The organism is Opitutia bacterium (genome assembly GCA_016217545.1).
Taxonomy (GTDB): Bacteria; Verrucomicrobiota; Verrucomicrobiia; order Opitutales; family Opitutaceae; genus Didemnitutus.
The window spans coordinates 99,414-121,296 of record JACRHT010000016.1; the positions used below are offsets into that span (position 1 = coordinate 99,414).

The following is a 21,883-nucleotide window of genomic DNA, read 5'->3' on the forward strand; positions in this document are numbered from 1 at the left end:
ATGAACTACGAGCTCTTCATTTCTTACGCCCGCAAAGACAACCAGCCGCAGAAACCCGGCGACCCGCGCGGTTGGGTCACGGCTCTGCGCGATGAGATTCTCGCGCGGCACTATCGCGTCTCCGGTGCGCCGCTGCGGAGCCATCCGTTCTACGACTTGGATGCGATCAAAGGCATGGACGACTGGCGTCTCAAGATTCTGCAAGGGCTGCGGCAGTCCAACATCCTCCTCGTGTGTCTGTCGCCGAACTACTTCAAGAGCGACAACTGCCTGTGGGAATGGGAGGAGTTCCACAAACACAAGGCCGCGCGGCGGATCGGCGACGGGAGCGTGGCGCCGGTGTATTTCGTCGAGGCTCCTGACTCCGACGAGCAAGTCACGGCGGCTTTCGCCGCCTTCGTTCAGCGTGGTAATTACCAGGAATCGGAGCTGGCGAAGTTCATTCCCCGTTGGCGGGAGTGGCACAGCGCGATCCGGCGCTTCAACCACTTCGATTTTCGCCCATGGTTTCCCGAGGGTCCGACGGCGCTGGCCGAGGAGGTGGCGAAGCGACGTCTGGAGGAACTCTCCGGGGCGCTCACGGACCGCTTGGCGCGCTCTCGCCGTGCCGCGGATGCGCCGGGCAACCTGCGGGGCTACAATCCGCATTTCGTCGGGCGCTCCAAACAATTGGCGGAGCTGCACCAGACTCTCGTCGGCGACGGTTCGGTGGGCGTGATCACGGCCGTGAATGGCTTGGGTGGTCAGGGGAAAACGGAACTCGCCATCACCTACGCCCACTCGCACGCCCAGTTTTATCCCGGCGGCTTGTGGGTTCTCCCCGCGGAGGGCCGCGCGGAACTGCTGCCGCTCTTCGGCGAACTGGCGGGCGACGCGCGCCTCGGCATTCCGCCGTCCGCCGGTCCGGAAGAAACGGCGGCCCAGCGCGGGGTGCGCGTGTTGGAACGCATGAAACAGCTGGCCGTCGACGCCCACGATCGCGATCCGGACGGCGGCGCCGCTTGCCTTGTCATCCTCGACAACGTCTCCGAGCCGGCGTTGCTGTCGAAGACGCAGCGCGCGCCGCTCGATCTCGCCAGCAAGGGTTGGCTGCGACTCGCCGCGACCACCCGGCTGGGGCGCGCGGATTTTCCCGCCACCGCGAGCGAAGTCGCGTTCATGGAAATCACGTCGCTCGACGAAGACGACGCGCTCGACCTCATTCGGAATCACCAGCCGCCGCTCGACGCGGACGGCGTGCAACGGGATTTCCCGCCCGCTACGGCCGCGGCGGACGCGACCGCGGCACGCGAGATCGCGCGCGAGCTGGGCGGGTTCACCCTGGCGGTGGAGGCCGTGGCGATCTACCTCGGGCTGCACCCGGAGATCCGTCCGGCCGCTTATCTCGCGCGGCTGCGCGCGGAGGGGTTGACGGGTGTCGATTCGCTCCCAGCGGAGGCCGACGTCGCGGCGCAAATGCAGCATCGCGAGAAACAGCTCGAACTCGTGCTGGCGCAGACCTTCGAGCGGCTGACGCCGTTGGAGCTCACCGCGCTCGACTACGCCGCGCTGTTGCCGCCCGATCACGTGCCGTGGCCGTGGCTGCGCGCGTTGGTGGCGGAAGCGCACCCAGGGAAACTCGACGCGGCCGTCGGTCACCCCGACCCGTGGGCCGGCGCGCGGCGGCGATTGGAAGGACTGCGCCTGCTCACCACCGGCGATCATCCCGAAGTGGCCCGCCTGCACCGCATGGTCGGCGCCCACGTGCGCGAACGGTTGGGGGACCGCGTGGGAGGGATGCGTGCGCGGGTGCTCCAGTTGTTGCACGATCGAGTGGGCTATCCGCTTCAGGAAACCTGGCGACATGACCCCGGTGTTCTTTGGATTCTGCCTCCGCTCCAAGCGACGGTGGAACTGTTGGCGGAAGCGGAGGTTGATCCGATGCTGGGGCGTCTCGCCGGGCTGCTGGGCGAAATTGAAGCGACCATCGGACGGTTGGACCGCGCCGAGCGATTTCTGATGACGGCGATGGAGATTACCGAAAAAGCGCTAGCGACCAATCCGTCTAACACGCTGGCGCAGCGGGACGTGTCGTTGAGTTTGATCAACCTAGCGGACTATCTGGCGAGCCGCGGGCAGGCCGGGGATGGGGAGAAAGCGCTGGGGTATTACGAGCGGAGTCTGGCGGTGACCGAGCGCTTGGCGGAGGCGAATCCGCAGAGCGCGCAGGCGCAGCGGGACGTGTCGGTGAGTTTGAACAAGCTGGCAGACTTTCTGGCGCGCCGCGGGCAAGCCGGGGATGGAGAGAAAGCGCTGGGGTATTACGAGCGGAGTCTGGCGGTGCGCGAGCGCTTGGCGGAGGCGAATCCGCAGAGCGCGCAGGCGCAGCGGGACCTGTCGGTGAGTTTGGAGAAGCTGGCAGATTTTCTGGCGCAACGCGGGCAGGCCGGGGATGGGGAAAATGCGCTGGGGTATTACGAGCGGAGTCTGGCGGTGCGCGAGCGGTTGGCGGAGGCGAATCCGCAGAGCGCGCAGGCGCAGCGGGACGTGTCGGTGAGTTTGAACAAGCTGGCGGACTTTCTGGCGCGCCGCGGGCAAGCCGGGGATGGAGAGAAAGCGCTGGGGTATTACGAGCGGAGTCTGGCGGTGCGCGAGCGCTTGGCGGAGGCGAATCCGCAGAGCGCGGAGGCGCAGCGTGACGTGTCGGTGAGTTTGGAGCGCTTGGCGGGGTTTGAGGGAAGGCAGGCGGGAGGGGAGGGAAAGGCGCTGCAACTACAACTGCGGGCGCTGGAAATCGCTTTTCAACTACGCAGCTCCAATCCGCAGTCGGTCTATTTCGGACGGACGGCGGCGGTGTCGTTCTTCTTGACGTATCAACGGGCCCATGCCGCTGGGCAGAATGAGCTGGCGATGAAATGCCTCGCCGGTTGCTTCCAAGTGCTCGACCAAATGATCACAGCCGGCTGCGCGCTGGATGAACAGATGGTCAATCTTCATGCCCAGCTGAAAACGCGCTTCGGACAGTCGTAATCGTGCACTCCGGTCGCGCGCGGCCGGAGGCGCGAGACGGTTTTCAGCGGCGTCGCTTCGACTTCGCGCCCTTCGCGGCGCTCTTCACGTCCGCGAGGATGCTTTGGAATTCCGGGTCGACCTTCAGGCTCACGAGATCCGGATCCTGGCGCATCCACTCGTAATCGGTGTAGCCGAGCTTCAGCGCGACGCGGAGCGCATCGAGCGCGTCCAGCGGGCGGTTGCTCAGCGCGAGGCTGCACGCGAGGTTGTAGTGCGCGGTGGAGTTGGTCGGCTGGAGTTTCACCAGCTTGCGATCCATGCGCAGGCCGTCGGCGATGCGGCCGGTCTTGGTGTAGAGGCCGCCGAGAAGTTCGATGACGTCGGCGTAGCGCGGGCAGCGGCGGTGGACGGACTCGAAGAAAGTGATCTCGAAGGCCGGGTCGCTCTTCGGCGGGCGGGACATGGATTACTTCGTGCGGTTCGGGCACGCGTGCCGCTCGCGGAAGGCGATGCACTGCGCGCTGACTTGGAGGCGTTGGGAGATCGGCTTGAGCCCGAGCTTCAACGAGACCGTGCTGCCATACCATTCCATGAACGGCGCGCTGATCTCGAAAATCTTGTCGCAATCCACGCAGACGACCTGAGCGACCTGCGTGTTGCCGGAGGAAGGGAAGTAGAATTTCTCGCCCTTGCCGATGTCGACTTCGCGCAAAAGGGCGCTCTCGGTCATGATCGGCAGCGTGCGATAAACCGTGGCGCGCGACACCGAATCGTCGATCGCGCGCGCGTGATCGAGGAGCTCCTCGGCGGTGAAGTGGTCCTTCTGCGCGAAGGCCGCGTCGAAGATCGCCAGGCGCTGACTGGTCACCCGCAGACCCTTTTGGGCCAGGTAGGATTGGAATTTTTCGCGGGCAGCCTCGACGCTCACGTCCGCAGCATCGGGGACGGCGTTTCCGAGTGTCAACGCGGAAGGCGACGCGTCCGTTGCGGCGGAAACGCATTGCCTCACGCCACGCGCGGGCATCGTCTGAGGCGATGATCGTGGCCGTCCAGCCGCTCGCGGGTTTCGAGAAGCTCCTCCACTACAAGGTGCCGGAGTCGCTCGTAGACGCGGTCGGGGCGGGCTCTCTCGTGCGCATCTCGATCGGTCACCGCCACGGTATCGGCTTGGTGATCGAAACCGACGCGCTGCCCGACGTGCCGCTCGAGAAACTGAAACCCATTACCGAGGTGTTGCACGAGTTCCCTGCGCTGACGTCCGACCTGCTCGAATTGGCGCGGTGGATGAGCAGCTACTACGCCGCGCGGATGGACTCCGTGCTTGAGACGATGATCCCGGGTGCGGTGCGCGCGGGCGCGCGGCTGAAGCACGACAAATACCTCGCGATCGCGCGCGAACTGACGCCCGACGAACACGCCGCACTCACCCGCAAGGCGCCGAAGCAGGCCAAGCTCTACGATTTCCTCAAGCAGCAGTTCCGGCCGGTGAAGAAATCGCTCGTGCTGGAACGTCTCGGCGCGACCGCCGCGGTGGTGAACGCCTTGATCAAACACGGTGTCGTGCGCGAGGAATTGCGGCACGTGGAGCGCGTGGCCTATGCGGACAACTGGAGCGGCGGCGAGGTTGTCGCGACGAAACCGCCCGAGCTCAACCCCGAGCAGGCCGCCGTCGTGGCGTCGGTCGGCGCGAGTCTCGAGAAGCGCAAATTCGCGGTGCATCTCCTCAACGGCGTCACGGGCTCCGGCAAGACCGAGGTCTATCTGCGCGCGGTCGAGGCCGTGCTCGCGGCGGGCGGCAGCGCGATTTACCTCGTCCCGGAAGTGGCGCTTACGCCGCAGACGGTGGCGCGTTTGCGCGGGCGCTTCGAGGCGGCGGGACAGAAGACGGTGGTCTGGCACAGCCATTTGAGCGAAGGCGAACGGCTCGACGGCTGGACCGCGCTCGCTTCGGGACAGGCGAGGGTGGTGGTCGGCGCCCGTTCGGCGGTTTTTGCACCGGTGCGCGATCTGCGGCTCATCGTCGTCGATGAAGAGCACGAGCCGGCCTACAAGCAGGACGAGACGCCGCGCTACCACGGGCGCGACGTGGCGGTCTACCGCGCGAAGCTCGCGCACGCGGTGTGCCTGCTCGGTTCGGCGACGCCGTCGCTCGAATCAGTCGCGAACGTGCGCGCGGGCAAATACGTGCAGGATCGTCTGACGAAGCGCGTCGACGACAAGAAGATGCCGGACATCCAGATCGTCGACATGCGCATCGAGGTGATGCGCTCGCGCGGGCTTGTGACTCTTTCACGGCTGCTCGTCGACCACATGCACCAGCGTTTCGCGCGCAAGGAGCAGACGATTCTGTTCATCAACCGCCGCGGCTACTCGTCGTCGATGCAGTGCCGGAAATGCGGTCACGTGGAGGAATGTCCGCATTGCAGCGTGTCGATGACGTATCACCGCGCCGACGAGACGCTGAAGTGTCACCTTTGCGGCCACGAGCGCGGCGCGCCCGCGGTCTGCCCGTCGTGCGCGTCGCCCGAAATTCGGTGGCGCGGCCTCGGCACGCAGCGCGTGGAGGAGGCCGTCCGTCGCGTGCTGCCGCGCGCGAGGCTCGAGCGCATGGACACCGACACGATGTCGAAGAAGCATCGCTTCCGGCAAATCCTCGGCGACTTTCGCGCCGGCAAAATCGACATCCTCATCGGCACGCAGATGATCGGCAAAGGGCTCGATTTTCCGAACGTGACTTTGGTCGGCCTGATCGACGCGGACATCTCGATGCACGTCCCGGATTTCCGCGCGAACGAGCGGACGTTTCAGTTGCTCGTGCAGGTCGCCGGGCGCGCCGGTCGCGGCGATCGCGCGGGCGAAGTGGTCGTGCAGACGTTCACGCCGCAGGCGGAGGCGATCCAGTTCGCGAAGAAGTCCGACTTCGATGGCTTCGCCGAGGCCGAGTTGACGATGCGCAAAAACTTCGCCTATCCGCCGTATCGCCACCTGATCCATCACCTGTTCCGCGGACCCAATCCGGAGAAGATAATGTTCTTCGCGCAGCAGTGGGCGAAGAAGGTCGAGGCCACGCTCGGCAGCGAAGTCGAGATGCGCGGTCCGTCAGCCGCGCCGATCGAGAAGGTGAAGGACGAGTATCGCTTCCAGATCTGGTATTTCACGTATCGCACGGCGAAGGTCGTGGCGGCGCTGGCGAAGTTGCAGCAAACGATCGAGTGGCCGTCGGACGTGACACAGGTGCTCGACGTGGATCCCATGAGCTTGGTGTGACCGGTGAAAGTGCACGGCCCGAAGGCGGACGGGCCGCATTTGGGCGCAGGGCTGGCGTGTCGGGGGATTTCCTACCCACCCTGCCGTTCGAGTCCCGATAGGAAACGAGCCACGGGTGGGCTATGCTCCGTCCGTCCCCAGCGTCTTCCTGCCATTTCCATGCCCACTCCTTTCCCCTGCGCTTTTGACGGTATTCGCGGCTTCGCGGCGCCGAGTTTCCGCCGGGCGAACTCGATGACCGGGCGTCGCTGACCGATGTCCACCGTCTTGAAAGCCGTGCTCGCTCCTGACGCCGCGCTCTCGGCGTCCGTCAGTGCGTCAGATGCCGCGCGAACGGCGTTGCCGAGCGAGACCGTCATCGCTCTGCCTTCCGCACCCAAGCTCTCCGAGATGACGCGCGTGCTGCTGGTCGACGATCACCCGGTGACCCGGCAGGGGATGAAGGCGCTCATTTCTCAGCAACCGAACCTCGAGGTCGTCGGCGAGGCGGACAACGCCCCGCGTGCGCTCGAACTCGTCGAGAAGCTCAAGCCGAACCTCGCCATCGTCGACATCACGCTGCGCTCAACGAACGGCATCGAACTCACCAAAGGCATGCGCGCGCAGTCACCCGAACTGCAGGTCCTGATTGTCTCGATGCACGACGAGAACCTCTACGCCGAACGCGCGCTGCGGGCGGGAGCCATGGGTTATCTGATGAAGCACGAGGCGAGCGAGAAGATCGTCACCGCCATCCGGCGCATTCAGCAGGGCGAAATCTACCTGAGTGAGCGCATCAAGGAAAAGATGCTGCACCGCTTCGTGAACCACCGGGCCGACGAGATGCGCTCGCCGATCGACACGCTAAGCGATCGCGAGATGGAAGTCTTCCAGCTCATCGGCAACGGCTACGGCACGCGCCTCATCGCGCAGCAGCTGAATCTCTCGATCAAGACCATCGATTCCTACCGCGAGCACCTGAAGCTAAAGCTCAACCTCGAGTCCGGCCCCGAGCTCGTGCGCTACGCCATCCAGTGGATGAAAAGCCAGGGCACGATGTAGTCCGTTTTTCCGTTCTTTGAATTTCTCACGCGCGGCCGCACAGCCCGGCACGTTCGCTCTCTCGTCCAATCGGGAGCGACGATCGAACACGACTTCGCGATCTTCGCATGTCGGAGCCGAGTTCGTTGCTCCCCCCCCGGCACGTCGCGGCGCGCGAGAATTACGACCGCAAGTCGGATGGTGGCGCTGGGGCGCATCACCATCCGGCGGGCCACGTTCATTCGCGCTCGCCGATGTTTCCGCACAAATGTCGGCGAATCGAGTGCACATAGCGGTCGTGGTCGCCGCTCGGCAGGTAGAGTGCAAGCTCCCGGCCGAGCGGCGGCCAACAATTTCTCTCGGGGCAGCGACCGATGGGATCGTGATTTCCTCTTCCCGTTTGGTGTCGGGCCGCTGACCCGCTAGCAGCGATCACGTCTAGAACGCGACGCGCTCACCGGGCAAGCGGCAGCACGATCTTCACCAGCACGGTGACGGCGAAACCCGTCGCCTCGATCAAGGCTGCGCCCCACAGGATCCAGCGTTCGCGTTTCCCCGGGGCAAAGACGCCACCGACAAACCAAAGCCCGCCGCCCACCGGCATCGCCATGACACGCAGCGGCGCGGCGACGGACCAGAACGATTGCGGTGCGACGACCGACGCGAGTGCGAGCCACGCGGGACCGGACAGGGAGATTGCCACGGCAACAAACGCGAGACCGCGCCAGAAGCGCGGCACCGCGCGCAACCAAAGGAGCGCAAGCGTCGTGGGCACAAGTCCGATGATGCAGAAGACTTCGACGAACATCATGAGATCGCCCCAGGCATGCATGCCACTGGAGGCCAGCGCATCGACCGGATCCGTGAGATACCGGCGTAGCCAGACGGCGAGCAACCCGACGCCAGCCGCCAACAGATAGCCGACGACAACGACGCCGACTTTGGTCGAAGCGGAAAGCGGCTTCATGGGAAGACTTTCGCGCAACACTGCGCGGTTGCCAATACGGATTCCCGTCTGCGCCCGTCGACATGCGCTGGCCACGCACCGACGCGTCCGCGCAGCCAACGGAACGAGGAAATGCGCCAAATTTCTGGCTGTGTAGGGCGCAGCGCCGCAAGTAGAGTTCGTGCCGCTGCCATGTCCAACGCTCCTATCGAACGCCCCAAACCGTTTTCGCTGATCCGCTCGTTCGTCGCGGCGGACTTCCTCACGCTCGGGAACGGGGCGTGCGGCAGCGGCGCGGTCCTGGCGGCGATGCAATACCTCGTCACTCGCGAGCCGCGTTGGCTCGTCGGTGCGATGGCGCTGTTGCCGGTGGCGCTGGTGCTGGATTTCGCCGATGGGCGCGTGGCGCGGTGGCGGCGCAAGTCGTCGTTCCTCGGCGCCGACCTCGATTCGCTGGCGGACGTGATCTCCTTCGGGCTGGCGCCCGCCGCGATCGCTTTCGCGGTCGGGTTACGCGGCGCGCTCGACGTGATGATCCTGCTCTACTTCGTGGCGTGCGGCATCAGCCGTCTCGCCCGTTTCAACGCCACGGCGGCGGCGCTCGCGGACGAGTCAGGGAAAGTGAAGTATTTCGAGGGAACACCGATTCCCACCAGCGTCTTCCTCGTGCTGTTCCTCGCGGTCCTGCACTTCGCGGGAAAACTCGGGGACCAGGTCTGGTTGGGGCAGTGGACGATCGGCGGGCTCGTGCTGCACCCGCTGACGATCCTCTTTGCGCTCAGCGGCAGCGCGATGATCAGCACCCTGCGCGTGCCGAAAATCTGAGCGGCTTCCTCTCCGGGTGAAAACAGCTCGCGCGCGCGGCGCTCACACGAGAGCGTCGACGGATGCCCAAGCCCGTCGCCACCGACATTGAAGCCCGGAAAAGCGCCCTCGTTCGCGGGGCACTACTCGTCGTCGCGGCGATGGGAGCGGGCACGCTGTTGTTAGTCGTAGCGGGACGCCTGGGGTGGCTCGCTGCTCCAGGCGCCGCGCGGCCGGTGAGCAGCGTAATTGTCGTCGCGACGCTCGCGGTGCTGGCGATGGGCGTGCGCACGCTGTGGCGCGAAGCCTTTGCGCGGCGCTTCGACGGCGTGGGCCTGGTCGCGCTCGCGCTGACGTTGAGCGCGACGCTTTCGCTCGCGCTGTTTATCGCGATCCTCGCGTTGATCTGGCTCGGCGGCAGCTGGCTCGAGTGAGACGGCTCAGAGGAAACGCTTGAGCTGATCCCACGCCATGATGGCGATGCCCATCAGGCTCTCGCCGGCGATGAAGCCGGACGCGATCGGCACGACGGATTTCTCGGCGAGGGCGGGCTTCCAGCGGCGCATGCATTCGGCGAACGCCGCGCCGAGGAACATCGCGATGCAATTGCTGCCCGGCAGCACCATCGCGATGCCGATGCCGGCGGGCGAGGGGAGCAGCGGACGGAGTTTCTTCGGCGCGAATTTGTCCCACAGCGCCATGACGACACCGAGCAGCAAGCCGATGACGATCGCCGGCTTCACGCTTGGGTGGAGCGCCGCGAGGCCGCCGGAAAACGCCTTGGAAACGCCCGCCCAGACGACGCACGACGGCGCGGGCCAGTCTTCGCCGCCGAGCACGCTCGCATCGGGAATGAGCAGCCGGAACGCCGGCACGATGACGATCGCGCCCGCGACGACGCCGAAGAGTTGCGCGTAGAATTGATGCCGCGGCTTCGCGCCGAGCAGCCAGCCGGTCTTGAGCGTCGTGAGCAGGTCTGCCGCGTGCAGGCCGATACCGCCGGTGACATTGGCCGACATGATGTTGCCCGAGAGATTGCCCGGCGACATGACGCCGTAGAGGACTTGCGTGACCGGTCCGAGCGCCTTCGTCGGCGTGACATCGGTCTCGCCGGTGACGCGCGCCGCGACGAAACCCATGACAACCGCCAGCGGGACTGCCACGAGGGAAGCCCAGAGAGGAATTTGAAACAGGCGCGTCATCAGGAAGACCACGAGCGGCGACAACAGCACGAATCCCGCGGGGAACCACCACTCGGGGCACTCGACGGAAGCGATGCCGCGTTCGGTTTCCTTCGAGCGGCGGAAGATCCTTCCGATGCCGGTGAAAGCGCGCAGGATGCTCTGGTAATCGAGGGCGAACGACGTGATGCCCGACGCCACGAGGATCGCGGCACCCGGCCAGAGCGTCCACGCCACGATGCCCTTGTAGCTCACCGACGTCACGATGCCGCGCTCGACGAGCGCCGGCGCGAGCACGCCGTAGGTCAGCAGGCCACTCAGCAGCAGCGACCAGCCCACGCGAAAACTAGTGAGCGCACCGGCACCGAAGAGCACGACCTCGACTTTCATCGCCAGCGTCCACTCGGCGAGGGAGCGACCACCGAGCTTGGCGAACGGAATCGAGAATTGAGTGGGGAGCAGCTTGAGGGCGTCGCGCAGAAGCGTCAGCACGGCGCCGAACGCGGCGGCGATGCCCAGCCACTTCGCCTTGTCAGCTCCGCCGCCCTCGGCGGCACCGTGGATGGAGCTGATTGTCTCGGCCGTGGCCGTGCCGGTGGGGAAAGACAGACCTTCCTGATTGATCAGCTGGCGCTTGATCGGGATGGCTGCGAACACACCGAGCGCGGCGATCACGGCAAACCACGCGATCATGGGGAGCGGCTCCGGCCGCACGGTCGTCACCATGAGCAACGCGCCGAACGCCGCCATGTTTCCGCCGCCGGTCATGTAGCCTGCGCCCGAGGCGACGGTGCTGAGGGCGTTGTTCTCGAGCGCGCTGAGCGGCTTCTTGGTGAGCCGAAGTCCCTGGAGCGCCTGAAACACCGCGAACGCCACGATGCACGCCGTGAGCGTCACGCCAATGCTCCAGCCCGTTTTGAAAAACACGTAGAGGTTCGAGAGGCTCATCGCGCCGCCGATGAGCATGCCGACAATGACGCCGCGCACGGTGAGATTGGTGGCGCTGGGCTGGTAGGTCTGTTTCAGCCACTCGATTTCACGCGGGGAATCTTGGGCGGCTGGGGCGGGGGCGACGACGGGGTCCGACATGGGGATGTGCGGCCGACGATGCCAAGCACGCCGATGCCTGCAAGCCCGGCGCGTTCGCGTCCCAGAAAATCAGGCGGCCGGCCTGCGTCCGCAGGCCGGCCGAATGGAGAGGCGCCTGAGGCGCGGGGTTAATCCGCCGTTTTCGGGCTGATGATCGTGTTCACCTTCAGCACGGCATCGGCCGGAAAGCAGCCGCGCTTGGCGTGCTCGCGAACGAGTTCCTCGCTGGGCGCGAGGTAGACGCAAAACATCTTGTCGCCGGTGCAGTAGCTGTGGAGCCAGGTGACCTTGCCCTCGAGGTCGCGCAGCACGCCGCAGGAGGTCTGCGAAGCGGCTTTCAATTCCGCGGCGCTCAGTTTGCCGAGACCGGGCATGTGACGCTCGATGACATACATGTTGAGTCCGGCCGGGAGCGATTCGGGCTTGGGCTGCTCGGCCGCGGTGGCGGAGCCGAGCGCAACGCACGCGAGCACGGCGAAGAAGAGCGAGCGGAGGGAACGAGGGAGTTGATTCATGTTTTCTGTGTTGGTGATTTGGAGGAAAATCGCGGCTCAGTCGCCGCCGGTCGTGGGATCGATGATCGCGTTCACTTCGGAAACGCGATTCGCGGGAAAGCCGCCGAGCCGGGCGTGCTCGCGCACGGCCTCCGGATTGGCGGCGATGTAGACGCAATACATGCGGTCCTGCGTCACATAGCTCTGCACCCACTGCACGCGGGGCGCGAGTTGGTGCAGGACATTGCACGATTTGCGGGAAGCTTCGCCGAGCTGCGCGGGCGTGAAGCTGCCGAGGGACGGGATGTCTCGTTCGATGACGTATTTGGGCATAAGGTGAAAAGTGACGGGGCGAAAATACCACACCCACGCACAGCGGCATCGGGGCGATCCCCTGATTCAGGCGCCGGGCGATTCCGTCGCGAAAAGTGCCACGGGGAGCAGAAAAAATTCCGATTGCTTGTCGCGCGCGGCGTGCGCGCTTCGATGCGCGGCATGATTGAAGCCCATGAGCCGTGCCGACCCCGCCTGACGGTTGCCGTTGCCGACGAATGTCCCGTGGTCCGCGAGGGCTTGGTGCGGATCATCGCCGACGAATGCGACCTGGCGGTCGTCGACAGCGCGGCCACGCCCACCGAGCTGAAGGCGCTCGTGTTGCGACGCATGCCGAAGGTCGTCGTGACCGACCTGATGCTCGGCGAAACGGACGGACTGGCGCTCATCAAGGAACTCGGCGCCCTCGCTCCCGAATCGCGGGTCGTGGTGTTCACGCTCGAGCCGGAGGACGTTTACGCGCTGCGCGCTTTCCGGGCGGGCGCGCGCGCGTTCATCTCCAAGCGCGATGCGGTCACGGCGCTCTTTCGCGCGGTGCGCGAGGTCGCGGCGGGCGGCCTGGTGGTGCCGGCGATCGTCTCGAGCCTGATGTTCGCGCAGCAGGCGCCGGTGCGCCGCGCGGGCGACGCGATCGACGCGCAGTTGAGCGATCGTGAGCTGCAGGTGTTCCGGCTGGTCGGTCTGCCGCTGCCGACGCGGGTCATTGCCGAGCGCCTCGGCGTCTCGGTCAAGACGGTCGAGACCCACCGCGAAAACATCAAAAACAAGCTGGCGCTGAATTCCCACCGGGAACTCCTCGCTTGCGCGTCCACCTGGCTGCGGGAGCGCTGCGCGTGACCCCGTGCGCCGGACGTCCACGCTTCCGCTCGTTCTGCTCGTGTTGGCGTGCTTCAGCGCCAACAGCCTGATCACGCGCTATGTCGTCAGCCGGCAGCTGCTCGATCCGGCAACGGTGACTCTCGCACGGTTCGCGGCGGGGGCCGGGATGCTCGCCCTGATTCTCGGCCGCCGCGGCGGCTTCGGCGAAATCTGGCCACGGCGTGCCGACGCGCTGGCGGTGGCGGCGCTGGCCGGATACGCGCTCGCGATCGCCTACGGCTATCGCTTCATCACGGCGGCGGCGGGAACGTTCGTCTTCTACGCGCTCGTCGTCGTGACCATGACGGTGGGCGCGGAAGCGCGACCGACATGGCGCCCGCTCGCCGGCGCGCTCGTGGCGCTGGCGGGCGTGGGCGTGCTGGCTTTCGGCAAGGTTCGCGGTTCCACGCTGCTCGGCGTCGGACTGCTCGCGCTCACGGGCGCGACATGGGGGATGTATTCGCTGGTGATGCGACGGCGCGGCGCGCCGTTGGTGGCGAACGCACGGGCGTTCGTCGGCGTGGCGGCCTTGTTGCCGGTGCTGGCGTGGGCGGAACGCGACGCGCTCGTCTGCACGGCGGGCGGGCTCGCGTTGGGTGTTTTCATGGGCGCGGTCACGACCGCGCTCGCATATGCGCTCTGGGCGCGGGTGCTGCCGGAGCTTTCGCCGGTGGAGGCGGGAACCCTGCAACTGCTCGTGCCCGTGCTGACGGCGAGCGGTGGCGTGGTGTTTCTCGCGGAGCCGCTGACCTGGCAACTCGGCGTCTCCGGCGTCCTCGTCCTCGCCGGGATGTGGCTGACCGTGCGGCGCGGTCGTTGACCGGATTGCGCGCGTTCGCGCCGAACTCGATGGCCTCAGACTTCCGGCGTGCGCTGGTTCGCCGCGCTCCACGCGATCATGTCGCGCAGCCGTTGTCCGATCTCCTCGGCGACGCGGGTCAGTTCGGCCGCCTCGGTGGGCGGAAGATGCACGCGGCAGTTGCGGCCCCAGAGGTCGAGCCACGCCTCGAAATGCCGGGCTTCCAGACCGAGTGGGAAGTGCTTCCGCGGCATGCCGCCGGCGTAGCGGACGGGGCCACCGGTGACGTTTGACCAGAAGTCCGCGATCTTCTCGAGGTGCGCAGGCCAGTCCTCGATGTGCGCGAGGAAGATCGGGCCGATTTCGCGGTGCTGGCGCACGTCGGCGTAGAAATGCCGCAGGAGATGGAGCAGGCGTGCGCGTCCGCCGAGGCGTGCGAAGAGCGAAGGGGCGGAAGCGTCCATGGGGCCAAGGAAGCGACTTCAGGCGCGTTGTCATCGTCGAAGTGGCGGCGGCTTTGCCGTTGCCGGTGTGATGACGGCACGCATGCTGCGTCGCGACACAACCTATGAAGCGACGTTACCTCTTGTCGGCCGCCATGCTTTTGGCGGGTTGGGCTGCGCAGCTGTTGGCGAACGAAGCGGACCTGGCCGCGTTGAAGACCGAGATCGCGAAGAACCATGACCGCGCCATCGCCCGGTTGCAGGAATGGATCGCGCATCCCGCGATCGCGGCGGAGAACCGCGGATTCCCGGATGGCGCCGAACGCATGGCGGCCATGCTGCGCGAAGTGGGCTTTCAGCACACCGAAGTGATCCCGACCGACGGCAAGCCCGGCGTGTTCGCTACGCTCGACGCCGGTGCGCCGAAGACCGTCGGCATCTACTTCATGTATGATGTGAAGCAGTTCGACCCGAAGGAGTGGTCTTCGCCGCCGCTCGAGGGGCGCATCGTCGAGAAGCAAGGCTACGGGAAGGTCATGATCGGTCGCGGCGCCACGAATCAGAAAGGTCCGGAATCGGCCTTCCTTGCGGCCATCGAGGCGTTTCGCGCCGCCGGCAAGAAACTGCCGGTGAACCTCGTCCTCGTCGCGGAAGGCGAAGAGGAGATCGGTTCGCCGCACATCGCGCAGATCGTCTACCAGCCGCACGTGCAGGCGGCGCTCGCGAAGTGCACCGGCGTCTGGATGCCGTTCCCGGCTCAGAGCCTCGACGGCTCCGTCATCGTGAATCTCGGCGCAAAGGGCGTGATCGAGGTCGAACTCACTTCCAGCGGCGCCGCGTGGGGACGCGGACCGACGCGCGACATCCACTCGTCGTTCAAGTCCCTCGTCGACAGTCCCGCGTGGCATTTGGTGCAGGCGCTCAACACGCTCGTGGCCGCCGACGGCAACACCGTGGCGATCGACGGCTGGTTCGAAAATGTCCGTTCGCTCAACGACGAGGAGAAGGTCATCCTCGCCAACGCCGTGAAAGGCCCGACCCGCGAGCGCCAAATGAAGGTGGCATCCGCCAGCAGCAAATGGATCGCGGACCGGCCGTTCGCCGCGGCGATGGAGCACTACGTTTCGCAGCCCACGGTGAACATCGAAGGCATCTACGGCGGCTACACCGGGCCCGGCGGCAAGACGCTGTTGCCGACCAGGGCGTCCGCGAAACTCGATTTCCGTCTCGTGCCGAATCAAACCGCCGACGAGGCCGTGAAGAAACTCAAGGCCCATCTCGCGAAGCGCGGCTTCGGCGACATCGAGGTCAACTACACCGGCGGCTACAGCCCGACGGCCACGCCCTCGAGCGCGCCGTTGATTCAGGCTCAACTCGCCGTGCTGAAGCGCAATGGCGTCGAGGCGATTCTCTGGCCCCGACTCGCTGGCTCGTATCCCGGCTACATCTTCACCGACGCCCCGCTGAATCTCGCGGCCGGCCACTTCGGCCTCGGTCACGGCGGCGGCGCGCACGCACCGGACGAATATCTCGTCATCGAATCGTCGAACCCGCAGGTGCAGGGCTACGATGGCATGACGCTCTCGCTGGCGGAGTATCTATACGAGTTGGCGAAGTAGTCGCGGATCGTCCGGAGTCAGGATCGCATGCGGCGGCACCGTCGCCGCATGGATCGTTTGCGCGCGCGTGGCGATTGCGCGTCGATTCGGGCCACAATTTTTCTGACCGGTTGGCCCAAGGCGGAAGGCGAAAGCTCGCGCGGTTTACAGCGAGTGGGAGCCGCGCACGTTGACGCGCATGGAACAATCCACGAATCCAAACCAAGCGCTCTGGGAAAAAGGTGACTTCACCGCCATCGCGGCGACGATGCGCGAATCCGGCGAGGCACTCGTGCGCTCGCTCGACCTTAACATTCCGCTCCGCGCACTCGATCTGGGCTGCGGCGACGGCACCACGGCGGTCCCGCTTGCCCGGCTCGGTGCCGAGGTGCAGGGCATCGACATCGCGCGCAACTTGGTGGCGGCCGGCAATCGCCGCGCAACCACCGAGGGACTGACGCGGCTCGCGTTTCGACAGGGCGATGCTTGCCGGCTCGACGACGTGGCGAGCGGCACGTTCGATCTGACGCTTAGCGTGTTTGGCGCCATGTTTGCGCCGAAGCCTCACGATGTGGCGCGCGAGATGGTGCGGGTGACGAAGCCCGGTGGGCGCATCGTCATGGGGAATTGGATCCCGAATGAGCCCACGTCCTTCGTGTCGCAGTTGCTGCGGATCAGCGCCGCTTTCACGCCGCCGCCGCCCGCGGATTTCGTCAGCCCGATGCTGTGGGGCGTCGAGTCGCACGTGACGGAGCGGTTCGCGCAAGCCGGCGTGCCGGCGCAGAGCGTGACGTTCGCGCGCGACACGTTCTTCTTTCGTTCCGCGGACCTGACGCCCGAGGCGTTCATTGAGGTGTTTCGCCGGTTCTACGGGCCGACGATGAACGCCTTTGCCGCCGCCGAGAAGACCGGTCGCGCGGACGAGTTGCAGCGCCAGCTGGTCGCCGAGGCAAAGAAGCACAACCGCCCGGGCAAGCGCGGGCTGGAAATCCCCGCAACATTCATGCGGGTGACCGTGCAGCGCTGAATTGGTCCCGCCGGTCCGGAAGCGGATCAGTGCGGTTTCTGCAGCACGAGAACATCCTGCCGCTGGTCCCAGCCCTGTTCGTGGAAGCCGACAATGCGCCACGGCAGCGCGGGCACGAGCTGCTCGAACGTGAACCGCGGATGCGCGAGGCTGAAACCGTAGCCGGACGCATCCGCATAGTCCACGTAGCCGAAGCCGTGCGCCTGATATTGGCGCAGGAGGTCGGCAATCTGCGCTGCCGGCAGATCGACCGTGCGGCGCCCCGAGGCCAGCTCGCGTTCGTAGTGCCGGCCATGGAGGGTGACGACCGCGATCCCTCCCGGTGCCAGGACGCGGTGGAACAGGGAGAGGAACTCGGCGCAACGCGCCTGCGACAGGTGCGTGAGAAGCGAACCGCACCAAATCAAATCGAAGGCGCCGGAGAGCGGCACTTCGTCAGGCTTCGTGTGCGAGTGCACGGGAATGGCTCCGAGCTGGTTCGCACAGAAATCGACGCCATCGCGATTGAGGTCGCAGGCGGTCAACTCCGCGTGCGGAAACGCGGCGCGCAGAAAGCGCAGGACGCGACCGTGGCCGCACGGAAGATCGAGAATTCGAAGCACCGTCGAGCTCGGGCGGCCGATGGTCGCGAGGGCGTTCTCGACGACGCGTCGGGCGGATTCGCCGACGTCGAAATAGTGCTCCAAATTGCCGCTGAACATTTCGTCACGCGGCGAAACTTCCGTCACGACACCAGCGAGCCGGTTGGATTGACGGAACCAAGCGCGCTGCTCGCGCCGACCGTGGAGGAGAAAATGCTGCCAGGCCGAGGCAACGAGGCCGGAGGCAATCGCCGCGGCGACATCCGGGTAGGCCTGGGTGTAGGCGCACGCGTCGAACTCGTCCCGGAGCGGCAGGGAGGACACGGAATCCATCGTCAAGCGGGGAGCTGGCGGCTGATTTCCGAGGCGATCGCGGCGCCGAGGCGGGCGTTGTTCAATACCAGAGCGATGTTCGCCTCGAGCGAACGGCCGTCGGTCAGCTCGAACAGGCGCTGCAGCAGGAACGGCGTCACGGCCTTCGCGGCGACGCGTTGCTCGGCCGCTTCGGTCAGCGCGCGTTCGATGAACGGCGTGATGACGGCGCGGGGAATTTCCGCGGCCGACGGAATCGGGTTCGCCACCAGCTGTCCGCCGGGCAGGCCGAGGCGCGCGCGCTGAATGTGCGCGGCGGCGATTTCGGCCGCGCTGTCGAGGCGCAGCGGTGCGCGCAGGCCGGACGAGCGCGACCAGAACGCGGGAAACTCATCCTGTCCGACCGCGATAACGGGCACGCCGAGCGTCTCGAGCACTTCGAGGGTTTTGGGAAGATCGAGGATCGCCTTGGCACCGGCGGAGACGACCGACACCGGCGTTTCCGCCAGTTCGCGGAGATCGGCGGAAACATCGAACGACAGCTCGGCGCCGCGGTGAACACCGCCGATGCCGCCGGTGGCGAATACGTGGATTCCGGCGAGCCGGGCGCAGATCATCGTGGCGGCGACGGTGGTGGCACCGGTGCGGCCGGTGGCGACGCACACGGCGAGGTCGGCGCGGGAGAGCTTCATCACGTCTCGGGCGCGGCCGAGCTGTTCGAGCTCGGCGTCGCTCAGGCCGATATGGATGCGGCCGCCGATGACGGCGATCGTGGCAGGCACGGCGCCGCCAGCGCGCACTTCCGCTTCCACGCGGCGCGCGGTGGCGACGTTCTGCGGGTAGGGCATGCCGTGCGTGATGATCGTCGATTCGAGCGCGACCAAGGGAAGGCGCTCCGCACGGGCGGCCTCGACTTCGGCGGAGGATTGCAGCGGCAACTTCATGCGAAGAGCGCCATGTGACGGGATTCGCCAGCGGAAGCCAAGTCGTTCCTCACGTGCCGATTTCGCCCGCGACGTGGGCGCTCGCCGCGCGCAGGGCAGCCGCGAGCGCGGCCTCTCGGTCCGCTCCGGCGCGTTCCGCGACGAGGTGCGCGCCCATGAAAACATCGCCGGCACCGGTGACGCGATGGACCCGCACCTTCTCCGGCACGCCGCAGACGAACTCCGCGCCGCGCGCGCCGTCGCAGCATTCGCGGTCTCCGGCCGTCACGAGCACGCGGGCGGCCCCGCGGTCGAGCAAGCCGCGCGCGGCGGTGATGGCGTCGTCGAATCGCGTGTCGCAGAGCAGGCCGGCCTCCTCGAGATTCACGTAGAGCGTGGCGCGAGGATGTCCGAGCAAGGACTGCAACCGCTCGGCCTTGCCCGGACTTGCCGGCGCCACGCGCAGGTCCGCGGCGACGAACAGCGACGAGCGCGCGATCTCCGCCAGCAGCGCCGTGGTGAGATTGCCGTCGATTGCGATGAGTCCGGCCCACGGACGCGCGGCACTGCCGAGCCGTCCATCCGCCAACGGAGCGAGAATCCGATCTCCGGCCGCTTCGAGCGAATGCGCGTCGGCGATCGCAGCGACCAAGCCATGGAGGTCCTCCACCGCCATGTAGCGATCGGTGGGTCTGTCCGGCGAGCGGTAGGCGAATTGGGCATCGATCCCGAGCCGCTGGCAAACGGCGATGAGTTCGTCGCCCTCGGCGTCGCGCCCGATCACGGTGAGCACCGCGGGCCGCAGCCCGAGTTTGCGCAGCGTCATGGCGATGTTCATCGCGACGCCGCCCGGGACGCGAGTGATGCGACCGGGAACGTCCGCGCCGTGGGCCATGCCGTGCGGCGAGCGGCCGATGATATCCCAGAGCACCGAGCCGATGCAGAGAATGTGCGGGGCCGAGGCGTTCATGGTGCGCGAGGGGGCGAGCAGTGCCGGCGAGTCATCGTGAAGATGGAACGAGTGAGCGGCGGTGCGGGCTCGCGTCGTCGCATTCTCGTCTGTCGGGCTGCGGCGCGCGGGCGGTCAGGTCTCCTAAGTGGCGCGCCGGCGCTTCGCGAGGTCGGCCGGCATCTCGAGTGTCTCGACGTTCCAGCCCTCAAGGTGGAGGACGTCGGCGAGGCATTGCTCGAGTTCGGCGTGGGCCTTTTCGGCGGCAAGTGCGATGCGCTCGTGGACGAGGCGATCCGTGTTCTGGTCCACGAGGCATTCCTGCTGGTATTTGTGCAACTCGCGCATCTGACCGATCGCCTTGCAGATCTGCGCCGGACACGCGCATTGATAGATCATGGCCTGCTCGATGATTTTGCGGAGGGCTTCACGAGGGTAGCGCGGTTGCATGCGCCGACTATCCGCCGAGACCGACAAATGGCTAGAGGGAATTCCGGGAAGGGAAGGCAGTTTTAATTCGCGTGCCTGAAAATTGAAGTGCGTTGCGGGCCGACGCGGCTAGCAAGACGAGCCATGCAACTCAAAGACGTGCTGGCCGAGCTGGAGGCGAAGGGGAGCGAGGCGACGAAGCGGATCTTCCTGAAGCATGGTGCCAAGGAGCCGTTCTTCGGCGTGAAGGTTGCCGACCTGAAAGTGATCGCCAAGAAGATCAAGGGCGACCAAGCGCTCGCGCTCGAACTCTACGCGACGGGAAACGGCGACGCGCAATACCTCGCGGGAATCGTGGCCGACGGCGCGAAGATGTCGCGGAAGGAATTGCAGAGCTGGGCGGACAAGGCGGCGTGGCGGATGATCTCGAATACCATCGTTCCGTGGGTGGCGTCCGAGAATCCCGACGGTCTTACGCTCGCGCTCCAATGGATCGACGCGAAGAAGGAGGCGTTGGCGCAAGCGGGTTGGTCCACGCTCGGCGCTTGGGTGACGACTCACGCCGATGCCGAGCTGGACATGAAGCTTTTGACCGCGTTGCTCGATCGCGTGGTGAAGACGATCCACGCGCAACCCGACCGCGTGCGGCAGCAGATGAACTATTTCGTGATCGCCGTCGGCACTTACGTCGCGCCGCTCGGCGACAAGGCCATTGCGGCCGCGCGGAAAATCGGCCCCGTCGCCGTCGATGTCGGCGACACTGACTGCAAAATTCCCGAGGCCGAGAGCTACATCATGAAGTCGCGTCGTGGCGCGGCGGTGGCACCGAAGCGGAAAACGGTGCGCTGCTGAACGCTCAGCGGGCGAGCGCGGCGCGGATGGCGTCAGCGAGCGGCGTGGTGGGTCGCCTGATCAGACGGCTGAGGACCTTCTGGTCGTCGAACAATGCGCCTTGCGAGGCGCCGGTGTCCCAAGAAGCGATGCCATGCGCGAGCGGAGGCGGAAGTCCGGCCTTGAGCAGGATCTCGGCAAACTGCGCCTCGGGCAGGTTGACGTAAGGAATGGTTTTACCGGTTTGTCGGGAGAGCTCGGCGGCGAGTTCGGCGAGCGTGTAGGCGCTGTCCCCGGCCAGCTCGTAGGTGCGGTTGAGTTCGGCGCCGCCGGTCAACGCGACGACGGCAGCCGCCGCATAGTCGGCGCGGGCAGCGGAGGCGATGCGTCCCGCGCCAGCGCTGCCGACGAAGGCGCCGTGCGCCAGTGCGGCCGGGATGCTAGCGGTGTAATTCTCATGATACCAACCATTGCGAAGGATCATGTAGGGCAGGCCCGATCGCTGGATGGTCTGCTCGGTGGCGAAATGTTCGGGGCCGAGATCGAGCGGCGTCGCGTCCGCGCGGAGCAAACTCGTGTAGACGAGGAGGCGCGCGCCGGCGCGACTCGCGGCGGCGATGACGTTCGCGTGCTGCCGCGTGCGACGTCCGAATTCGTTGCCGGAGATCAGCAGGACTTTCTCGATGCCGGCGAGGGCGCGGTCGAGCGCTGCGGCGTCGTCGTAGCTGGCGGCGCGAACGGTCACCCCACGCGCGGCGAGCGCGGCGGCTCGGGCGGGGTCGCGGACGACCGCGACAACTTGTGCGGCGGGGACTTGAGTGAGGAGCTGCTCGACGACGAGCTGCCCGAGTTGGCCGGTGGCGGCGGTGATGGCGATCATGGAAGGATGGAGTGGCGGACGGACGGCAATCGACGCTTGCGTCGGTGCTCGGCCCGCCCTTGGTTACGAAAGAATACCGACACGGGCCCGTTTCCACAAGAGGAGCGTTTCTCGTTACTCGGTTACCT

Annotated in this window: 22 protein-coding genes; 10 read left to right on the top strand and 12 right to left on the bottom strand. The window is 66.3% G+C overall.

The window, feature by feature from the left end:
* The gene (locus tag HZA32_13000) at positions 1 to 3,009 is read left to right on the top strand and encodes a toll/interleukin-1 receptor domain-containing protein (protein MBI5424988.1); all 3,009 of its coding nucleotides are present in this window, start codon (positions 1 to 3) and stop codon (positions 3,007 to 3,009) included.
* 43 nt (positions 3,010 to 3,052) lie between these two features.
* Here the strand turns inward: HZA32_13000 and HZA32_13005 are convergent, their stop codons facing one another.
* Both HZA32_13005 and HZA32_13010 read right to left on the bottom strand, forming a co-directional pair.
* Positions 3,053 to 3,454 carry a hypothetical protein gene (locus HZA32_13005; GenBank protein ID MBI5424989.1) on the bottom strand — a complete coding sequence of 134 codons (402 nt, stop codon included), beginning with the start codon at positions 3,452 to 3,454 and terminating at the stop codon, positions 3,053 to 3,055.
* A 3-nt stretch (positions 3,455 to 3,457) separates the two neighbouring features.
* The gene (locus HZA32_13010) at positions 3,458 to 3,919 is read right to left on the bottom strand and encodes a transcriptional repressor (protein ID MBI5424990.1); all 462 of its coding nucleotides are present in this window, start codon (positions 3,917 to 3,919) and stop codon (positions 3,458 to 3,460) included.
* 107 nt (positions 3,920 to 4,026) lie between these two features.
* Between HZA32_13010 and priA the strand changes: the two genes are divergently transcribed.
* Together priA and HZA32_13020 are read left to right on the top strand one after the other, a co-directional pair.
* Positions 4,027 to 6,258, top strand: coding sequence for a primosomal protein N' (gene priA / locus HZA32_13015; protein MBI5424991.1), 2,232 nt, complete (start codon positions 4,027 to 4,029; stop codon positions 6,256 to 6,258).
* Between the two features lie 390 nt (positions 6,259 to 6,648).
* Positions 6,649 to 7,299, top strand: a complete 651-nt coding sequence (locus HZA32_13020) for a response regulator transcription factor (protein ID MBI5424992.1) — start codon at positions 6,649 to 6,651, stop codon at positions 7,297 to 7,299.
* A gap of 433 nt (positions 7,300 to 7,732) precedes the next feature.
* Here the strand turns inward: HZA32_13020 and HZA32_13025 are convergent, their stop codons facing one another.
* Positions 7,733 to 8,245 (bottom strand): hypothetical protein, encoded by a 513-nt coding sequence (locus HZA32_13025; protein ID MBI5424993.1) that lies wholly within the window; start codon positions 8,243 to 8,245, stop codon positions 7,733 to 7,735.
* 171 nt (positions 8,246 to 8,416) lie between these two features.
* On the opposite strand from HZA32_13025, the gene HZA32_13030 reads away from it, so the two are divergent.
* Both HZA32_13030 and HZA32_13035 read left to right on the top strand, forming a co-directional pair.
* Positions 8,417 to 9,049: a CDP-alcohol phosphatidyltransferase family protein gene (locus HZA32_13030; protein ID MBI5424994.1), complete on the top strand. Its 633-nt coding sequence runs from the start codon at positions 8,417 to 8,419 to the stop codon at positions 9,047 to 9,049.
* Positions 9,050 to 9,111: 62 nt separating this feature from the next.
* On the top strand, positions 9,112 to 9,462 hold the full coding sequence (locus tag HZA32_13035; protein ID MBI5424995.1) for a hypothetical protein: 351 nt from the start codon (positions 9,112 to 9,114) through the stop codon (positions 9,460 to 9,462).
* Between the two features lie 6 nt (positions 9,463 to 9,468).
* Here HZA32_13035 and HZA32_13040 read toward each other — a convergent pair whose 3' ends face one another.
* The 3 genes from HZA32_13040 to HZA32_13050 all read right to left on the bottom strand — a co-directional run bounded on the left by HZA32_13040 (position 9,469) and on the right by HZA32_13050 (position 12,125).
* Positions 9,469 to 11,298, bottom strand: a complete 1,830-nt coding sequence (locus HZA32_13040; GenBank protein ID MBI5424996.1) for an OPT/YSL family transporter — start codon at positions 11,296 to 11,298, stop codon at positions 9,469 to 9,471.
* A 128-nt stretch (positions 11,299 to 11,426) separates the two neighbouring features.
* Complete coding sequence (locus tag HZA32_13045; protein ID MBI5424997.1) at positions 11,427 to 11,693, bottom strand: DUF4242 domain-containing protein; 267 nt, start codon at positions 11,691 to 11,693, stop codon at positions 11,427 to 11,429.
* A 156-nt stretch (positions 11,694 to 11,849) separates the two neighbouring features.
* Positions 11,850 to 12,125, bottom strand: coding sequence for a DUF4242 domain-containing protein (locus tag HZA32_13050; GenBank protein MBI5424998.1), 276 nt, complete (start codon positions 12,123 to 12,125; stop codon positions 11,850 to 11,852).
* 162 nt (positions 12,126 to 12,287) lie between these two features.
* Between HZA32_13050 and HZA32_13055 the strand changes: the two genes are divergently transcribed.
* Entirely contained in the window at positions 12,288 to 12,962 is a 675-nt protein-coding gene (locus HZA32_13055; protein MBI5424999.1) for a response regulator transcription factor, read from the top strand.
* A 4-nt stretch (positions 12,963 to 12,966) separates the two neighbouring features.
* Positions 12,967 to 13,803 (top strand): DMT family transporter, encoded by an 837-nt coding sequence (locus HZA32_13060; protein ID MBI5425000.1) that lies wholly within the window; start codon positions 12,967 to 12,969, stop codon positions 13,801 to 13,803.
* Between the two features lie 35 nt (positions 13,804 to 13,838).
* Here the strand turns inward: HZA32_13060 and HZA32_13065 are convergent, their stop codons facing one another.
* Positions 13,839 to 14,246: a group III truncated hemoglobin gene (locus tag HZA32_13065; GenBank protein ID MBI5425001.1), complete on the bottom strand. Its 408-nt coding sequence runs from the start codon at positions 14,244 to 14,246 to the stop codon at positions 13,839 to 13,841.
* A 104-nt stretch (positions 14,247 to 14,350) separates the two neighbouring features.
* On the opposite strand from HZA32_13065, the gene HZA32_13070 reads away from it, so the two are divergent.
* The gene (locus HZA32_13070; protein ID MBI5425002.1) at positions 14,351 to 15,844 is read left to right on the top strand and encodes a M20/M25/M40 family metallo-hydrolase; all 1,494 of its coding nucleotides are present in this window, start codon (positions 14,351 to 14,353) and stop codon (positions 15,842 to 15,844) included.
* A 178-nt stretch (positions 15,845 to 16,022) separates the two neighbouring features.
* Positions 16,023 to 16,850 (top strand): class I SAM-dependent methyltransferase, encoded by an 828-nt coding sequence (locus HZA32_13075; GenBank protein MBI5425003.1) that lies wholly within the window; start codon positions 16,023 to 16,025, stop codon positions 16,848 to 16,850.
* A gap of 26 nt (positions 16,851 to 16,876) precedes the next feature.
* On the opposite strand, the gene HZA32_13080 is transcribed toward HZA32_13075, so the two are convergent.
* From HZA32_13080 to HZA32_13095, 4 genes are all read right to left on the bottom strand, one after another.
* Positions 16,877 to 17,755 (bottom strand): class I SAM-dependent methyltransferase, encoded by an 879-nt coding sequence (locus HZA32_13080; protein ID MBI5425004.1) that lies wholly within the window; start codon positions 17,753 to 17,755, stop codon positions 16,877 to 16,879.
* Positions 17,756 to 17,766: 11 nt separating this feature from the next.
* A complete protein-coding gene (locus tag HZA32_13085) occupies positions 17,767 to 18,687 on the bottom strand; it encodes a pseudouridine-5'-phosphate glycosidase (protein ID MBI5425005.1) in 921 nt (306 codons plus the stop codon).
* Between the two features lie 49 nt (positions 18,688 to 18,736).
* Positions 18,737 to 19,636, bottom strand: coding sequence for a kinase (locus HZA32_13090; GenBank protein MBI5425006.1), 900 nt, complete (start codon positions 19,634 to 19,636; stop codon positions 18,737 to 18,739).
* 123 nt (positions 19,637 to 19,759) lie between these two features.
* The gene (locus tag HZA32_13095; protein MBI5425007.1) at positions 19,760 to 20,065 is read right to left on the bottom strand and encodes a hypothetical protein; all 306 of its coding nucleotides are present in this window, start codon (positions 20,063 to 20,065) and stop codon (positions 19,760 to 19,762) included.
* A 123-nt stretch (positions 20,066 to 20,188) separates the two neighbouring features.
* Here HZA32_13095 and HZA32_13100 point away from each other — a divergent pair, with 123 nt between their 5' ends.
* Positions 20,189 to 20,896, top strand: coding sequence for a DNA alkylation repair protein (locus HZA32_13100; GenBank protein MBI5425008.1), 708 nt, complete (start codon positions 20,189 to 20,191; stop codon positions 20,894 to 20,896).
* Between the two features lie 4 nt (positions 20,897 to 20,900).
* Here HZA32_13100 and HZA32_13105 read toward each other — a convergent pair whose 3' ends face one another.
* Positions 20,901 to 21,755 carry an NAD(P)H-binding protein gene (locus HZA32_13105; GenBank protein MBI5425009.1) on the bottom strand — a complete coding sequence of 285 codons (855 nt, stop codon included), beginning with the start codon at positions 21,753 to 21,755 and terminating at the stop codon, positions 20,901 to 20,903.
* Positions 21,756 to 21,883 lie beyond the last annotated feature (128 nt).

Coding starts and splice junctions, on each gene's coding strand:
- HZA32_13020 (MBI5424992.1), top strand. CDS start 6,649: ATGACGCGCGTGCTGCTGGTCGACGATCACCCGGTGACCCGGCAGGGG.
- HZA32_13000 (MBI5424988.1), top strand. CDS start 1: ATGAACTACGAGCTCTTCATTTCTTACGCCCGCAAAGACAACCAGCCG.
- HZA32_13105 (MBI5425009.1), bottom strand. CDS start 21,755: ATGATCGCCATCACCGCCGCCACCGGCCAACTCGGGCAGCTCGTCGTC.
- HZA32_13030 (MBI5424994.1), top strand. CDS start 8,417: ATGTCCAACGCTCCTATCGAACGCCCCAAACCGTTTTCGCTGATCCGC.
- HZA32_13045 (MBI5424997.1), bottom strand. CDS start 11,693: ATGTATGTCATCGAGCGTCACATGCCCGGTCTCGGCAAACTGAGCGCC.
- HZA32_13100 (MBI5425008.1), top strand. CDS start 20,189: ATGCAACTCAAAGACGTGCTGGCCGAGCTGGAGGCGAAGGGGAGCGAG.
- HZA32_13050 (MBI5424998.1), bottom strand. CDS start 12,125: ATGCCCAAATACGTCATCGAACGAGACATCCCGTCCCTCGGCAGCTTC.
- HZA32_13040 (MBI5424996.1), bottom strand. CDS start 11,298: ATGTCGGACCCCGTCGTCGCCCCCGCCCCAGCCGCCCAAGATTCCCCG.
- HZA32_13090 (MBI5425006.1), bottom strand. CDS start 19,636: ATGAACGCCTCGGCCCCGCACATTCTCTGCATCGGCTCGGTGCTCTGG.
- HZA32_13075 (MBI5425003.1), top strand. CDS start 16,023: ATGGAACAATCCACGAATCCAAACCAAGCGCTCTGGGAAAAAGGTGAC.
- HZA32_13025 (MBI5424993.1), bottom strand. CDS start 8,245: ATGAAGCCGCTTTCCGCTTCGACCAAAGTCGGCGTCGTTGTCGTCGGC.
- HZA32_13070 (MBI5425002.1), top strand. CDS start 14,351: ATGAAGCGACGTTACCTCTTGTCGGCCGCCATGCTTTTGGCGGGTTGG.
- priA (MBI5424991.1), top strand. CDS start 4,027: ATGATCGTGGCCGTCCAGCCGCTCGCGGGTTTCGAGAAGCTCCTCCAC.
- HZA32_13065 (MBI5425001.1), bottom strand. CDS start 14,246: ATGGACGCTTCCGCCCCTTCGCTCTTCGCACGCCTCGGCGGACGCGCA.
- HZA32_13055 (MBI5424999.1), top strand. CDS start 12,288: ATGATTGAAGCCCATGAGCCGTGCCGACCCCGCCTGACGGTTGCCGTT.
- HZA32_13095 (MBI5425007.1), bottom strand. CDS start 20,065: ATGCAACCGCGCTACCCTCGTGAAGCCCTCCGCAAAATCATCGAGCAG.
- HZA32_13085 (MBI5425005.1), bottom strand. CDS start 18,687: ATGAAGTTGCCGCTGCAATCCTCCGCCGAAGTCGAGGCCGCCCGTGCG.
- HZA32_13005 (MBI5424989.1), bottom strand. CDS start 3,454: ATGTCCCGCCCGCCGAAGAGCGACCCGGCCTTCGAGATCACTTTCTTC.
- HZA32_13035 (MBI5424995.1), top strand. CDS start 9,112: ATGCCCAAGCCCGTCGCCACCGACATTGAAGCCCGGAAAAGCGCCCTC.